Annotated in this window: 12 protein-coding genes and 1 pseudogene; all 13 read right to left on the reverse strand. The window is 53.8% G+C overall.

Features of this window, described 5'->3' with window-relative positions:
- Positions 1 to 87: 87 nt before the first annotated feature.
- Complete coding sequence (locus tag ACWHVV_RS14555; protein WP_447926873.1) at positions 88 to 810, reverse strand: hypothetical protein; 723 nt, start codon at positions 808 to 810, stop codon at positions 88 to 90.
- A 324-nt stretch (positions 811 to 1134) separates the two neighbouring features.
- Positions 1135 to 2250, reverse strand: a complete 1116-nt coding sequence (locus tag ACWHVV_RS14560) for a hypothetical protein (protein WP_447926874.1) — start codon at positions 2248 to 2250, stop codon at positions 1135 to 1137.
- Between the two features lie 4 nt (positions 2251 to 2254).
- The gene (locus ACWHVV_RS14565) at positions 2255 to 3370 is read right to left on the reverse strand and encodes a hypothetical protein (RefSeq protein ID WP_447926875.1); all 1116 of its coding nucleotides are present in this window, start codon (positions 3368 to 3370) and stop codon (positions 2255 to 2257) included.
- Positions 3371 to 3374: 4 nt separating this feature from the next.
- Positions 3375 to 4490 (reverse strand): hypothetical protein, encoded by a 1116-nt coding sequence (locus tag ACWHVV_RS14570; RefSeq protein WP_447926876.1) that lies wholly within the window; start codon positions 4488 to 4490, stop codon positions 3375 to 3377.
- Between the two features lie 4 nt (positions 4491 to 4494).
- Entirely contained in the window at positions 4495 to 5610 is a 1116-nt protein-coding gene (locus ACWHVV_RS14575; RefSeq protein ID WP_447926877.1) for a hypothetical protein, read from the reverse strand.
- Between the two features lie 4 nt (positions 5611 to 5614).
- On the reverse strand, positions 5615 to 6730 hold the full coding sequence (locus tag ACWHVV_RS14580; RefSeq protein WP_447926878.1) for a hypothetical protein: 1116 nt from the start codon (positions 6728 to 6730) through the stop codon (positions 5615 to 5617).
- A gap of 333 nt (positions 6731 to 7063) precedes the next feature.
- Entirely contained in the window at positions 7064 to 8197 is a 1134-nt protein-coding gene (locus ACWHVV_RS14585) for a hypothetical protein (protein WP_447926879.1), read from the reverse strand.
- A 645-nt stretch (positions 8198 to 8842) separates the two neighbouring features.
- On the reverse strand, positions 8843 to 8968 hold the full coding sequence (locus tag ACWHVV_RS14590; protein WP_447926880.1) for a hypothetical protein: 126 nt from the start codon (positions 8966 to 8968) through the stop codon (positions 8843 to 8845).
- 62 nt (positions 8969 to 9030) lie between these two features.
- Positions 9031 to 10023: a tetratricopeptide repeat protein gene (locus ACWHVV_RS14595; protein ID WP_447926881.1), complete on the reverse strand. Its 993-nt coding sequence runs from the start codon at positions 10021 to 10023 to the stop codon at positions 9031 to 9033.
- Entirely contained in the window at positions 10023 to 11045 is a 1023-nt protein-coding gene (locus ACWHVV_RS14600; RefSeq protein ID WP_447926882.1) for a tetratricopeptide repeat protein, read from the reverse strand. The genes ACWHVV_RS14595 and ACWHVV_RS14600 overlap by 1 nt, the downstream gene beginning before the upstream one ends.
- Positions 11046 to 11052: 7 nt before the next feature.
- Positions 11053 to 14373 (reverse strand): hypothetical protein, encoded by a 3321-nt coding sequence (locus ACWHVV_RS14605; RefSeq protein WP_447926883.1) that lies wholly within the window; start codon positions 14371 to 14373, stop codon positions 11053 to 11055.
- Complete coding sequence (locus ACWHVV_RS14610; protein ID WP_447926884.1) at positions 14370 to 15182, reverse strand: DUF4123 domain-containing protein; 813 nt, start codon at positions 15180 to 15182, stop codon at positions 14370 to 14372. Before ACWHVV_RS14610 ends, ACWHVV_RS14605 begins: the two co-directional genes overlap by 4 nt.
- Positions 15167 to 16249 (reverse strand): annotated as a pseudogene (locus ACWHVV_RS14615) (type VI secretion system Vgr family protein); the annotation flags it as partial. The pseudogene ACWHVV_RS14615 and the gene ACWHVV_RS14610, both read right to left, overlap by 16 nt.
- Between the last annotated feature and the right edge of the window lie 3 nt (positions 16250 to 16252).

Raw genomic sequence — 16252 nt, forward strand, 5'->3', positions numbered from 1 at the left:
AAATGCTGCAGTGGCTCCATGAAGTAGTTTTAAAAAACGGCACGGCCGGTAAGGTAAGTTCGTGTTGCATCAGCAACCAAATCAGCATCACCAAAGATGAAACTTCTCTTCTACCACCTCAACATCTGGCAATCTTTCTTTAAAGAATCTAAACACTTCTTGTCGTTCGCCCTCTTTGCAATATATTGCGTTCATTCCATTAGGAATAATTGTTCTTTTTCCAGGGTGATACCAAGGAGTATTCAAACCTATAATATTTCTATCAGGATAAAGATAGATTTTATTGGTATCTTGCCAATAAAATGAATGATGTTTTCTACTCTCCTGCTTTGTCTGTCGAGACCCCGCTGTCAAGGCCATCAGCCCTATCCCCAAGGGGCCAATACCCGCTACTATCAAGGCTGGCTCAAATAATGCTAGTACGCCTACCACAGGTAGCAAAATAATCGCGGACCACTTCAAGAATGCGCTAGCTGCAGCATCCTGCGGCTTCCAGGAATGCACCTCTACTAACGTTTCAGTAAAACGGTAAACAAAGATGGTAGTGTAATGGGTTACACTTAAGCCAAGTAAAAAGAAAGGTAGAAACATACCAAATCCTAGCAAAAAAGAGGCTAACAACGACTCAACGAATAAAGACATTACATACCCCCCTCCCGATGCCATAATCACGAACACCATTAACTCCAAGCTACTCTTGGAAATATCATAGTTTCGTGCTCTGACTTGCCAGCTCATTACGGCATTTTCATTCGTATACCTCCAGGGTATTTCGGCAATGAAGTCCTGCTTGGGCTGAATAAACCACATATAAGTATCCTTAATTTTCTGGTGTTAGGGAAACCGTCAGGGCAAAGCGGGCAGGCACTGATACCCCGAGCCTTCTCACCATTGGGTTCGATCTCTTTTTTTCCTGCGGAAGCGTCAGACTTGTAAAAGGTGAAACGTAAGCAGTCTTCGCCTGGTGAGAGTAACGTTTCGGTGTACTCTACTCCTCATGCCGAACCTCATTGTGGCAATAACTCGCGCCCAGGCGGAAATGCGGGCAAGGGGGTTACCACAGCGCTTCGTGCGTGATGCCAAAGAGCTTTTCTATATCACCCATCTCACTGCACGTTTAGCCACGCTCGCAAGTCACCGCTGACATCTCATCCTCTTATAGGCGTCTGTAAATACCTCTTCGATGGGCCGCTGTGGGTCGGCTTTACGGATCCGCCAAACTTCTTTAGAGAGGCTTATCAGTTCCTTGCTTGGCTTGGCCCATTGCTCTTCAGGCAATGGTTTTGACCACTCCACCATCTCTGGAGGTAACGCTTTGGTACCCGAACGACGAACGAGTCTATTTGTCCATTCAGCCAAGTAACCTGGAAGTGTCCAGAAGGTGAGCAGGTGGTAGAGATACCAACCCAGAGTGTAGAACCAACCTACTTCCCTGTTGCGACGACGCCGATGAAGACGACAACGGGCATTACGGATGGTATGTGATCCTTCCCATGGAGGGTCGCCTTCTTCTCGAATGGCAAGGGGGCTCTGAATTTCATCCAGGGAGTTGATTTCATACTCCATGTAACCCCGCAAGGCTTCCCACTCGGCCAGGGCCAGCGGCAATCCAGACGTCATAAACTCGGTTTTCACCCATTGATCGGTGCCAGGCAGTACATAGCCGATCCCCATGCCGTACTGTTGTTGCACACCATATTGCGTAGCGCCACGAGTCTCGAAAATCCATACACGAAGCGACTCCCAAGGGATGAAAACCGGCTTTTCATGGCCATCACCTCTCTTCTTTTCCGGCACAAAACAAACTTCGCGGCGCTGGCGGTGAAAGCGTGTCGGGATAGCTTTTTTTCTGAGATGGACGTGTTTTATCGTCACTAATACTCCAAATATCAGAGCAATAGATGCCATATAGAGACCATTTCTTATAAAACCATCAGAGAGAGCATTAAATAGCCTTTGCGACATAAAAGGCGAGAGCAATATCGGTGCCACAACAGCCATAAAAAGAAAAGACCAAAATGACAAGGCTATAATCAGCTGGTTGCCAAACACTCCGAACCATCCGGCACCATAATCCAGCCAGGCATCGTTAAGCTCGCTAACCGCACCCTCGTTTAGCGCTGGCTCACCCGTGGGGAGGGGATGAGGTGCCAGAAATATAATCTTTCCGGCTGGTAGGCGCTCCACATTACCCGCTTGCTGCGGCTTGGTCGGGTCAGGCCCCATAAGGCCCTTATGTTTTTTGGCCATAAAATCAGGTTTCTAACCCCTGCCGCCGGTAAGTCTCAGCAAATACTTCTTCGATGGGCCGCTGTGGGTCAGCGTTACGAATCCGCCTGGCTTCTTCAGAGAGCCTTACCAACTCGTTGCTTGGCTTGGCCCACTGTTCTTCGGGCAATGGTTTCGACCACTCCACCATCTCAGCCGGCAGTGTCTTTTTACCAGAGCGCCTAAGTAGCCACGTCTCGAGCTCGGCCAGATACCCCGGAAGCGTCCAGAAAGTGAGCAGGTGATAGAGATACCAACCCAGCGTGTAGAACCAGCCAACTTCACCGTTGCGGCGGCGTCGATGCAAACGGCGGCGGGCATTACGGATGGTATGTGCCCCCTCCCAAGGCGGATCACCTTCTTCTCGAATGGCAAGGGGGCTCTGAACCTCATCCAGGGAGTTGATTTCATACTCCATGTAACCCCGCAAGACTTCCCACTCGGCCAGGGCCAGTGGTAATCCAGACGTCATAAACTCGGTTTTCACCCATTGATTGGTGCCAGGCAGCACATAGCCGATCCCCATGCCGTACTGTTGTTGCACACCATACTGCGTAGCACCACGAGTCTCAAAAACCCACACACGTAGTGACTCCCAGGATACAAACACGGGCGCTTCGTAACCGTTACCGTTTTTACTTTCCGGAACAAAGCACACTTCGCGGCGCTGACGATGGAAGCGCGTCGGTATAACTTTTTTGCGCTTGGAATATGAGGTTAAAACTGCATACAGACATATTAAAGCCACGAAAAAGGTGGTAATAGTAGTAGTTTTTAAAGCCTCATCAGAAATGGATCGATACAATGCACTGGAGATAAAGGGGGCAACAGATAACGGGAGCAGATAAGTCATTACTAAAAAAGAGACAAATATACCCCCTAAGACTAACTGATTACCAAATACGCTTGGCCATCCTGCACCATAGTCCAACCAAGTACCGTTAAGTTCGCTGACCGCTCCTTCGTTTAGTGCAAGCTCACCGGTTGGAAGGGGGTGAGGTGCCAGAAATACGATTTGCCCAGCTGGCAGGCGCTCTACATTACCCGCTTGCTGTGGTTTAGTTGGGTCTGGCCCTGTAAGGTCCTTATGTTTTTTGGCCATAAAATCAGGTTTCTAACCCCTGCCGCCGGTAAGTCTCAGCAAATACTTCTTCGATGGGCCGCTGTGGATCGGCGTTACGAACCCGCCTGGTTTCTTCAGAGAGCCTTACCAACTCGTCGCTTGGCTTGGCCCATTGCTCTTCAGGCAATGGTTTCGACCACTCCACCATCTCTGGAGGTAACGCTTTGGTACCCGAACGACGAACGAGTCTATTTGTCCATTCAGCCAAGTAACCTGGAAGTGTCCAGAAGGTGAGCAGGTGGTAGAGATACCAACCCAGCGTGTAGAACCAGCCAACCTCCCCGTTGCGACGGCGTCGATGCAAACGGCGGCAGGCATTACGGATGGTATGCGCCCCCTCCCAAGGCGGATCACCTTCTTCTCGAATGGCAAGGGGGCTCTGGACCTCATCCAAGGAGTTGATTTCATACTCCATATAACCGCGAAGCGCTTCCCACTCGGCCAGAGCCAACGGCAAAGCAGGGGTCATAAATTCGGTTTTCACCCATTGATCGGTGCCAGGCAGTACATAGCCGATCCCCATGCCGTACTGTTGTTGCACACCATATTGCGTAGCGCCACGAGTCTCGAAAATCCATACACGAAGCGACTCCCAGGGGATGAAAACCGGCTTTTCATGGCCATCGCCGCTCTTCTTTTCCGGCACAAAACAAACTTCGCGGCGCTGGCGGTGAAAGCGTGTCGGGATAGCTTTTTTTCGGATATAAAAGTGTTTCACTGTCAAAAAAAAGCCTAATGCTGATATTAATAATATTACCAACATAGTATTTCTTACGGCTTCATCTAAAAATTCTTGAAAGGCACGTTCTGACACGAAAGGATAAACAATTATTGGGAATAGAATTAGTATCATGAAAGACATTATCGATATGGCACTCAATAACAGCTGATTGCCAAACACTCCGAACCATCCATCACCATAGTCCAGCCAAGTATCATTAAGATCGCTGATCGCCCCTTCATTTAACGCTGGCTCACCTGTGGGTAGGGGATGAGGTGCCAGAAATATAATCTTTCCGGCTGGTAGGCGCTCCACATTACCCGCTTGCTGCGGCTTGGTCGGGTCAGGCCCCATAAGGCCCTTATGTTTTTTGGCCATAAAATCAGGTTTCTAACCCCTGCCGCCGGTAAGTCTCAGCAAATACTTCTTCGATGGGCCGCTGTAGGTCAGCGTTACGAATCCGCCTGGCTTCTTCAGAGAGCCTTATCAACTCATCGCTTGGTTTGGCCCACTGTTCTTCGGGCAATGGTTTCGACCACTCCACCATCTCAGCAGGCAGTGTCTTTTTACCAGAGCGTCTAAGTAGCCACGTCTCACACTCAGCCAGATAACCCGGCAGCGTCCAGAAGGTGAGCAGGTGATAGAGATACCAACCCAGCGTGTAGAACCAGCCAACTTCACCGTTGCGGCGGCGTCGATGCAAACGGCGGCAGGCATTACGGATGGTATGCGCTCCTTCCCAAGGCGGATCACCTTCTCCTCGAATGGCAAGGGGGCTCTGAACCTCATCCAGGGAGTTGATTTCATACTCCATGTAACCGCGAAGCGCTTCCCACTCGGCCAGAGCCAACGGCAAAGCAGGGGTCATAAATTCGGTTTTTACCCATTTATCAGTACCCGGCAGCACATAGCCGATCCCCATGCCGTACTGCTGTTGCACGCCATACTGGGTAGCGCCACGGGTCTCGAAAACCCATACCCGGAGTGATTCCCAAGGTACAAACACAGGGGCTTCGTAGCCATCACCATTTTTACTTTCCGGAACAAAGCATACTTCGCGACGTTGACGGTGAAAACGCGTTGGGATAACTTTTTTGCGTTTCGAGTACACAGAAAGCACTCCCCAAAGCCCAAAAAACAGTCCAACAGCTGCCATATAGAGGCCATTTCTTATAAAACCATCAGAAAGAGCGTTAAACATTCTTTGCGACATAAATGGCGAAAGTAATAGCGGCGCAACAACAGCCATGAAAAGGAAAGACCAAAATGACAAGGCTATGATTAGTTGATTACCAAACACACCAGGCCACCCAGCTCCATAGTCCAACCAAGTACCGTTAAGTTCGCTGACCGCTCCTTCGTTTAGTGCAAGCTCACCGGTTGGAAGGGGGTGAGGTGCCAGAAATACGATTTGCCCAGCTGGCAGGCGCTCCACATTACCTGCTTGCTGCGGTTTAGTTGGGTCTGGCCCCATAAGGCTCTTATGTTTTTTGGCCATAAAATCAGGTTTCTAACCCCTGCCGCCGGTAAGCCTCAGCAAATACTTCTTCGATGGGCCGCTGTGGGTAGGCGTTACGAATCCGTCTGGCTTCTTCAGAGAGCCTTACCAACTCGTTGCTTGGCTTGGCCCACTGTTCTTCGGGCAATGGTTTCGACCACTCCACCATCTCAGCCGGCAGTGTCTTTTTACCAGAGCGTCTAAGTAGCCACGTCTCGAGCTCGGCCAGATACCCTGGTAGCGTCCAGAAGGTGAGCAGGTGATAGAGATACCAACCCAGGGTGTAGAACCAGCCTACTTCCCTGTTGCGACGGCGCCGATGCAGACGGCGGTGAGCATTATGGATGGTATGCGCCCCCTCCCAAGGCGGATCACCTTCTTCTCGAATGGCAAGGGGGCTCTGAATCTCATCCAGGGAGTTGATTTCATACTCCATGTAACCCCGCAAGGCTTCCCACTCAGCCAAGGCCAGTGGTAATCCAGACGTCATAAACTCGGTTTTCACCCATTGGTCGGTGTCAGGCAGCACATAGCCGATCCCCATGCCGTACTGTTGTTGCACACCATACTGCGTAGCACCACGAGTCTCAAAAACCCACACACGTAGTGACTCCCAGGGTACAAACACCGGCGCTTCGTAGCCGTTACCGTTTTTACTTTCCGGAACAAAGCATACTTCACGACGTTGACGGTGAAAACGCGTCGGGATAACTTTTTTGCGTTTCGAGTGCACTGAAAGTACTCCCCATAGGCCAAAAAACAGCACAACAGCCGCTATATAAAGGCCATTTATAATAAATCCATCAGCGAGAGCATTGAACTGTCTTTGCGATATAAACGGAGAAAGCAATAGCGGCGCCACAACAGCAATCAGAAGAAACCCTTTAAACGCCCCCCCCAAAATTAGTTGATTACCAAACACACCAGGCCACCCAGCTCCATAATCCAGCCAAGTATCGTTAAGCTCGCTGATTGCCCCTTCGTTTAGTGCCGGCTCACCAGTTGGAAGAGGGTGAGGTGCCAGAAATACGATTTGCCCAGCTGGCAGGCGCTCTACATTACCCGCTTGCTGCGATTTGGTCGGTTCAGGCCCCGTGAGGCCTTTATGTTTCTTGGCCATTTAGGCTCCTGTTTACGGATTCATTACCATGGTGCCTAGATCAATAGCGTACCAGCCCCTTGGCTCAATCGGCGCGTTGACACTATCGGTTGGCTGGTAGTGTGATTCTGGCCCAGTACCCTGGGAGGGGTTCAAATAGACCACTTGGGTATCATTGGCATTGGCTTGATATTGCCCGGCTTCGTTCAAGCGTTCAAAACGTACGGCAACCGCATAGTGCTCTGGGGTAAACCTGTTTGATCTCGAAATGTAATGGTCAGTCAGCGTAAAGCGCGCGCCGGGCGTGAGCTCCGGCAAATCGCTTTGGGCACTGGCTGTGATGTTCTTGTCCCCTCAGGCAGAAAGAGGCGCTTCCTTGGCATAAACCTCGGCGAAGATGGCCGTAATTGGCCGGTTCGGCTGCCGAGCATGACGCTTTTTGACCTCGTTTGAGAGGCGCGTGAGTTCCTGGCTGGGCTTGGCCCATTGAGCTTCGGGCACGGGCTGCGACCATTCATCAAGACTGGCCGGGAGGCCCTGGCGCTCGGCCTTCTGGATAGTACGGATCTCCCATTCCGCCAAATAAAAAGGGATCGTCCAAAGGTCAATGATATGCCACAGGTACCACAGAGTAACCTTGAAAAGACCGATCTCACTCTCGCGGTAACGGCGGTGCAATCGGCGCCGGGCATTGTGGAACGTATGTACACCTTCATAGGGCGGGTCGCCAGGGCGATGCAAGCCGTGAGGATCTTGAATCTCTTCGCGGGTGTTGACCTCGTACTCCATAAAAGCCCGCACCGCTTCCCAAAGCCCCAATGCCAAGGGCATGCCGGGCTGTGATAATTCCAGGAAGTGCTGCTGCCCGGTTTCAGGCTCGATAAAGCCTATCCCCAGGCCATACTGGCGCTGTACACCGTATTGCGTTACCCCCTGCGCTTGAGTCACCCAGGCCGCCACGTTTTCCCAGGGTACAATGATGGGTGGCTTGCCACCCCCCGGCGCGAAGGCGACCTCGCGGCGTTGGCGGTGAAAGCGAGTAGGGACAGCTTCTCGGAACTTATAGTGATAATGAGCTTTAATGAACAAGGCCAATATTAATATCAAGAAACAGATTACTGAAGCCTGAGCAAATACTTCATTAAAAAGCCCGGCAATACCTGCGTAAAAAAGCTCGATATCCTTTCCAATAAACCACATTAGCCCTCCCCCAAGCACTGGAATAAGAAAAACCAGCATTAAAAAACCAATAAAGGGACCTCCTAGCGTAAATTGCCAAGTAAAAGGCGTAGGGAGGCTTCCCCCGAAGTCTAGGTAGGTATCGTTAACTTCCCCAATAGCCTGATTGAAATCCAGAGGAGCTGCTCCTGTAGGCAAGGGAGTAGGCGACAGGTAGATAACCTTACCACCTGAAAATGACTCAACATCTCCAGCCCGGTGGGGCTGGAGCATATCCGGGCGCGGCGTTGGGTTTTGTTTGGCCGACATGGAAGTGCCTTAATCAAATCAAAAGAAGAGGGTCGATATGTTGCCACGGGGCTTCTTGACCGCGAATAGCAACATCCGATGGCGTGTAATCTCCGCTGCCCTGAGGGCGATACATAAATATGGTAATCGTTGGCCTGATAATGGCCATCTTGGCCCAGCACTTCCAGCCGTACGGCAAAAACATTATGGTTGGGCCGCGCCGATATCAAATTCAGTGACTCGGGCCGAGGCAGGGCAAACGCGAGTGGCGCTTTATCCGCAAGGGACAAGCTTTCCACGATCTTATCGGTAGCCTTCACCCATTATTCAGGCTGATAATCTTGCCCCTGATTTTCCGGCTGCACTTGGTAGACACCGATGGAAAGACGCACCGGCGCCCTTCTGACAGACGGTGCCGCAAGGTCTCCAAGGCTAATTGGCAGAGAGGGTTTAAAATCAACTGACTCTGGCCCACTAACTTGCCGCCGCCACCAGCTGTCAGCCTCTTCAATAGTGATACCCATTTTGAGTGCTTGAGCAATCTCCTGTAACCGTGATTGATACGCTTCAAATGGACGATCGCTGACTTTAGAAGCACCTTAGCTCCAGGGGGTAGAGAGCAGCCACCCGTCATGTCGGCTAATACTGTAATAATTAGCAAGCCAGCTACCGCCCAGGTTCTGCTGCCGTTTTCAGGTACGGCTCGCTTTTCGAGCGTTGATAGGCGTTATAAAGCCGCATGCCTTCGTCCTTGGCGGCCTGGGTGTCCTCGTCGAACGAATAGGCAGGCATAGCCGCCGTTAGGGCAACGGCGGCGGCGAGGTAACATAGAGTGCGATAAAGCAGTGTTAACATTAATAACCAAATTTAGCGGGGAAGTAGGAAAGTGGAGGTTTCTGATTTAGCCATTCGGCTTTAATCTCATTGGCTTCTTCGCGCTGCTCATTACCAAGAGGAGCCGCTACATTATCTAGTAAAAATTGAACCTCCGTTTTATTAATCTCCTCTATCATGGCCTCGAGAATACCGGTCCCTGCTGCGGTATTCTGCTCATCGGAACAAATAGCATCGCGTTCAGGCTCTAAATAGCACCACGCAACACCTAACCTTGCATCAACTAAGCCAGCATTAGATGCGCTCATCAGCCATTCATAAGCTTCTTCTGTACGCTCCAAATGCAATAATACAGACGATAAGTGTTTCATGGAGGGCCCATAGCCATGCTCAGCCGCACGACGAAACCAAATTTCAGCAGCCTTAAAATCCTCGGTATCGTTATTGTATCCTTCGTGATCACTGATGATTTTTCGTCCTAGCCAATCCTGCGCATCGGTATTGTCTGCCTCGGCCGCTTCCAGCAGCCAGTGATTGGCGGCGTCCATATCTTCCAACGTGGCATAGATGGAATAGAGCGCCAGCATGGCATCGGTGTCGCCATCTTCGGCTTTAGGTAAGGTCTCTTCGAGCGCAGCGTCGCGCCAGTCGTCGCCGTTATCGGGGCAGACGTCGCCCAGCTTACAAGCGCCGCCTGAATGGAGGCGAAGCATGGCGTAGGGCTCGCCGTGCTGGGCAGCCTCGTAGTACCAGTCCATGGCATCGTTCGTTAATCCCATATGCCGTAAGCGATACACCTCGCCCAAGTAGTACATTGCCTCGACATCCCCCGCCTCTGCGGCCGTTTTCAGGTAAGGCTCGCTTTTAGAGCGTTGATAAGAGTTATACAGCCGCATGCCTTCGTCCTTGACGGCCTGGATGTCTTCGTCCAGTGAATAGGCGGGCATGGCCGCCGTTAAAGCAACTGCGGCGGTAGTGAGACTGCATAACGTCCGATAAAGCAGTTTTTTCATTAATAACCGAACTTGGGCGGGAAGTTTGAAAGCGGCTCTCTGTTTAGCCACTCCTCTTTCATGGCCTCGCCCTCTTCACGCTCTTCGGGAGAAACAATCTGGCGATATCTGTACCAGGTAGTCGATGAAAAAGTATTAGGCACTTCCTCATCGATAGCGGTTGCGATTGCCCATCCTTCTGCCGGGTTTGGAGAGGGTGCTTGGTTACACATATCTTTGTCCTCTGGTGTCATATTGCATATGACTAACCATTGTCGGCCATTCATATGCCCCGCATCAGAGGCTTTTTCCATCCATTCCCAGGCTTCATCGTAACGCTCCAGATTCGCCAATATCCCTGCCAGGTTGCTCATGGAAGGTGGGTAGCCCAGCTCGGCCGCCCGACGGAACCAAACCTCAGCCGCTTCCAGGCGCTCCGTATCGTTGACGTAACTACCGTAACTATCGTGTTCGCTGCGGACTCTTCGTCCCAACCAATCCTGCGCATACGTATTGTCTGCCTCGGCTGCTTCCAGCAGCCAGTGGTCGGCGGCCTCCATATCGCCTAACTTGGCATAAATGGAGTAGAGCGCCACCATGGCATCGGTATCGCCTTCCTCGGCCTTGGGCAGGGCCGCATCGAGGGCCGCTTCACGCCAGTCGTCGCCGTCCTCGGGGCAGACGTCGCCCAGCTTACAAGCGCCGCCTGAATTGAGGCGAAGCATGGCGTAGGGCTCGCCGTGCTGGGCGGCTTGGTAGTACCAGTCCATGGCCGCATTCGACAAGCCGCGGCTAAGCAGCCGGTTGGCTTCGCCCAAGTAGTACATCGCCTCGACATCGCCTGCTTCGGCGGCAATCTCAAGTGGGGGCTGCATGGTTTCCCACTGGTGGATGCCCCAGAGCCGCATACCTTCGTCCTTGGCAGCTTGGGTGTCTTCGTCGAGCGCCATTACCTTGACGCTGGATATCAGTACGCATATCAACAAAGTGAGCGTCGCTAACGGTTTCAACGTTAATTTTTGCATTTTTATCTCTTCATCCATGTCAGCATCATGATGTTTGACTACAGTCTACCGAACCAAGACGTATTACATTTGTTCTAAAGTCGACTTTAGCAATTTCGACTTGACCGCTGGAATCATTTGAATCTTTATCCATAAAAGCCTCCAAGCGCTCGCGCCCTATCTGGTAAGGCGTTTTTTCTTCGCGGTCAAAATACCCACTTACAATGGTGTTTTCACTTCCTTTTCGAGGCTCTGATAGCACAACTCGCTGACTGCTATCGTTCAGCTCTCCCCCAGCGGTCATGCGTGCTACAGCTTTGGTAAACAGGTATTGCGCCGGTTGGTCGGGCGTCGATGTCTGCGTATCAAAGCGGCAACTGCCGTACTGCCCGGTGGTCACGCCATCCACGATCCACTCCAGACATTTCGAAATAGCGATCTGCTGAACATCCTGTGCTTGTTCAGCGGATTTATCCTCACCTTCAGCCTTGAACGCTCGCGGCGTATTGGTGAGTACATGGAGTAGTGCACCTAATGCCTTAGGAGTTAATGCCTGAACCCAGCCAGACAATGTTTCTTGCCGAGGGTCATTAACCAACGCATACGCTATCGGCCCGGCATTCTGCCCGCCGGTTAACTCGGTAAATAAGTTATCGACCTGTTCCAGACCCCGCGCGGCCAGTAATCCACCGGTCAACAGCAAGGTGGCATACAGGAAGCTCATCTTGCCCAGCGTGCTTTCGGCCTCCGGGGTAATCCACGTTGGCGTTTCGTACTGGTTATCCTTGTAGGCGCGGTACAGCATCGCCAGCCATAAATCGAGATAGGCGGGGTCCAGTTCGAAACGGATCTTGCTGCCCATGCCCGTCAGGGCAACCAGCTTGGCAGATATGCGCAGTACAAATTTGCCGCCCTCTCTGCCCAGCTTGAAGTCGGCATTGGCGCCCGCCCCGGCGCTGCCTTCGATCTCGAAGCTGGCTTTCGCCAAGCTGCGCCAGTCATCCAGTGAACGCTCGCGCTGCCCACCCATTCCCAGCTCGTTCAGCGCTTGCCAGTGGGGCAATAGGTCTTTCAATTCCCTAGGGGGCTTCCAATCCAGAGCTTGCGATATCTCGCCGCCGGCCTTGACACCGGCAAACGCCCCTATGCCGGCGATGTTCGCCTCCTGGCTGCGCAGGTCCATCCCGATCAGCTTCAGGCCTTGGTCATCCAGCTCAACGCCGATTTTGTTGGACAAGGCTATATTGGCACCGGCAAATCCCTTCATCACGATTTCAATGGACATCCCATAACAGCCCAACGAGCGGGTTTTCTCTTCGCCTTCGTGCTGGCCCAATGCAACCTCGATCGGTTTGGCCTCGCTACGCTTGGGTAGTTCGATACGTTTAAAGGCAAGCTCCCCCTTGGCAAGGTTATAGGTTCCTTTGGATTCCAGCGACCACTGGTAGGAAGCACTGGGTTTTAAACCGCCCTTCCCCGCAGAAGCACGATCATTTTCATCCCCACTGCCCTCGGAACCTCTCCCGCTGGGGCCTCCCTCGCTTCCGGGTGCCGGCTGGTTGTAAAGCGCGCGTTCGTCAGTGCTGTTGGCACTGGCACCGAGGCTCCCACTACCTCCATTATAGTCGTTGCTCCAGCCCCCCTCATTGACCGAAATATTTTGCAGCTCAACACGATGCTCGGGGCCCTCCCCGCCTTCATCGGCTTCGTTGAGTTCATACGTCGCCATGCCCACCAGTCGGAGCATCTGCGCCTGGGCGCTGGCATCGAACAGCCGCAGCTTCTCGCGGCTGGGGCCGATAAAGAGGATCTTCTTGAGCGCTTCTCCCCAGCGCTCTTTCGCGCTCTCGTCGGCGAGCGAATCGACCTCGACACATTGCTCGTCGAGATACTGGAAGAAAGCCTCGGGATCAAAGTAGCCAAGCGGGTCTTCGTGCCAATCACTGCGGTGGGCGATTCGGTAACAGCCGTTATTACCAAGCCATTGACTGAGGGCGGTTTCCGGCGCTTCCCACAGCCGCGCGGGCAAAATTTCATCAGCCGTTAGCGCGGCCCTGATCTGATCCCCCTCGGTACTGCTCGCCTCGATGAGGATCTGCCACAGGCTCAAATGGCTTAACGACTTCTCACCCAGCGCAGAGCTGAACTCGCGCAATGGGAAGTCCCCCCGTACCAGCACATCCATGGCTCTTTTGGTGTAACCCAGCGAAGGGCGAGTGTCCTCCAGGTCGGTGTTCCAGATCAGCACGCGAAGCGGCTTGGTGTTGGCCACCGAAGTTTGAGCTCGTTCATGGATCGCATCGAGGCGCCTCATCAACGATTTGTAGGTCTCGCGCTCGTTTTCGAACAGGAAAGTGGGGAGTCTAGTATCACTGGCGGTGGCACTCTCCCAGGCAGACAATTTATCGCTGACCTCTTCATGCAGTTTGTGCAGTTCGGCCAATAGGCTACAGTACTCCCCGAAAGCGCCCGCCCCTTCGCCGATTTTTTGATAGCTAGCGCTGGCGCTCATATCGGCTAACGCCCACTCGGGCGTGGCAATACCCAGGGTTGCCAGCGCCAGAATACTGTCGTGATATGCCCTGACAGATGGCTCCAACCTGATGACGTAATTCTCTAACTGGTCTTTTAGGGCAGGATTACACGATGAATTGTGTGGCACATCAGACTCGCAATCCTCCAGCATCGAGCGATACTCGGCCAAGGCCTCGCTAAGCGGTTTTTTCCATTGCGACTCTTCATAGGATGGAAATTGCTCTTTCATATTGCGCCGGCATGTTCTGTAGGTTTCCAGCTCTCGCTCAATTGCGTCTTCCCAACCGCCATAAAAGTGATCGCCCGACAGGAGGTAGCCTTGCTCCCTTGCGATTTCCTTTCCTCTGGATTCAAGATCCGCCATTTCTTCTTCCAAAGAAGAGATCCTGGCAACCCAGCTACGCATGTCGTTGGTTAGCCGGATGTGGTCAGCCGGTGCATAATCCGCCGCATCCGGCTTTTCAGCTTCAAGCGCTTCTCGCTGATCGCGCAATTCACGATGCTTCTGTTGGCCCTCCTGGGGAAGAAAACTCACTGGGTCAGGAGGCATCATGCTATCCAGAATGCCGAATTCCCTTAGTTGCTCGAGGCGCGCTTGCACGTCTTCTTGTTGCATCGCACTCTGCAACTCTTCGGCGGCGCCCATCAGGATATCCGAGACGTCATGGGTCAATAACCAGAATGACCGGGTGCCGGGAATGTAGATGATATCGGCCCATTGTTGATCCTGTTCCAGGCACATATGGGTTTGTGATAGCGCGATCTGACGTTCTTGTGCGGCGGAAGGGGGTGCATCCGGGGCAAAACCACCCAAGGCCTGAAAGTTGCTCATGCCACGTTCTCCAAAGCGTTTGTCTTCTTGCGGGCCGGGGCGTCCATGGCCAGGGTCGCCTGCTCCTGCGGGGTCAGCGGGGCTTCCCGCTGGATGAGCGGCAGCAAGCGCAGCAGGTGACTGCCGCGAGTAATGCGGGCGCTGTTGAGGGCAGCCAGTCGTGCAAGCCAGTGGTCGGGCAACGCCTCCATGGGCGTGCCAGTGGCAGCGCTTAACCACCAGGCGCGGCTGCTCTCCTTGAGGGCCTGCTCCGTTACCCTGTCCAGACGAATCAAGGGTGGATCGCCCGCCAATTCTTCAGGCGCCGGCCACTTTCGCCAACTTCCTTCAGCCGTGGGGATGTAGAGCGCGCTGAACGGGGCAACAAGATGACGCCAGGTGACTGGATCAGCGCTGGCCAGCAGGGCTGTCCAGGCGGCGGGTTTTTGCAGGTTGATGAGCGACTGCCCGCCATGCGGGTCCGATAGAACAAAGAGTGTTCCGAGGTGGTCGGCCATGCTTTTCAGAGTGGCACCAGGTTTGGCCGTCGCTATCCATCCCAGTTGTCGATGACAAAACGCTTCAGCTTCCCGCGCCGCCGGGCTGCCAGGAACTACTTCTACCAGCCACGGGCTCGCTTCAATCAGCGGTGCCAGCGGCGTGCCGGCAAATAGCGTCATGAACTCGTTACGACCCGGTTGATTCAACCAGGCGGCACATCGCGCCGGATCACGGCGCTGATCGAGTATCAGCCACCACGTTTTTTCGCTTGTCGCGGGCCGCTTACATGGCTGGCTGCGCGCGGAAATCTCTTTTAGCCAGCTAGACATGGGCAGTCCTCACGCGTGCACTGGGTGTTGTGTATTTTGCCGCACAGCGGCATGAGCGCGGCATCGCTCATTTGGTAATCGTTCAACCTGGGTAACGACCCGGCTGGCAGCGATACGGGGGAAATCGCTTCGTGCGCCTCCGCTACCGCCCGCCCGGGCAATAGCGGGTCTTCCACCGCCTGTCCGGTCCCATTACCCGGGCTGCCCCCCGCATTCACCTTCACGGTCGGCCCGACGATGGTAATGCCACCGCCATCCAGCTTGATGAAGCTGCCGCCCGCGTTGAGGGTGATCTCGCTGCCCGCTTCCAGCACGACCTTGTGACCGGCCTTGATGTGGAGTTCGCGGCCGCTTTCGCTGAGCCAGGCCTGGCCGGCGTTGAGGTGCAGGCTGCCCTGCACGGTGAAGTGCTGATCGCCTTCGCCATGTTCGAAGCGGTCGCCGTGCACCGTGTGATGATCATCGTGATCGACCTCGCTGATACGGTCGTTTTTGACGTTCAGGAAGCTGTCGTTTTCGATCTCCTCGGTACGGTCGTTGAGCGTCAGAAGCTCCAGGTCTTTTTGGGCGTGGACCCAGATCTGTTCCTCGCCCGCTTCATCCTCGAAGCGCAGTTCGTTGAAGCCTTCGGCCTTGTGGCTTTGCGTGCGCAACACCGTGCGGGTCTTGTTCGCCGGTAAATCGTAGGGGGGCTGGTTGACCGCATGAAACGTGCGCCCGGTGACCAGCGGCTGGTCCGGGTCGCCTTCCAGGAAGGAAACGATCACCTCGTGGCCGATGCGTGGCAGTGCAATGCTGCCGTAGCCGCCGCCGGCCCAGCCCTGGGAGACGCGCACCCAGCAACTGGCGGTGTCATCCGGTTCGGCGTAGCGGTCCCAGGGGAACTGGACCTTCACCCGGCCGTGCTCGTCGCAGTGAATCTCTTCGCCTTCCGGGCCGACCACGAAAGCCACCTGGGGGCCGTCGACGCTTGGCTTGGGGTTGGGCGTGGCGCGCCAGGCGGCGTCGCCGGGCATCAGCGTGACCTGGTTGACGTAGCGGGTCATGCCGCCGGTGTCACGAAGGCCTGA

This window comes from Vreelandella sp. EE27, assembly GCF_968206495.1.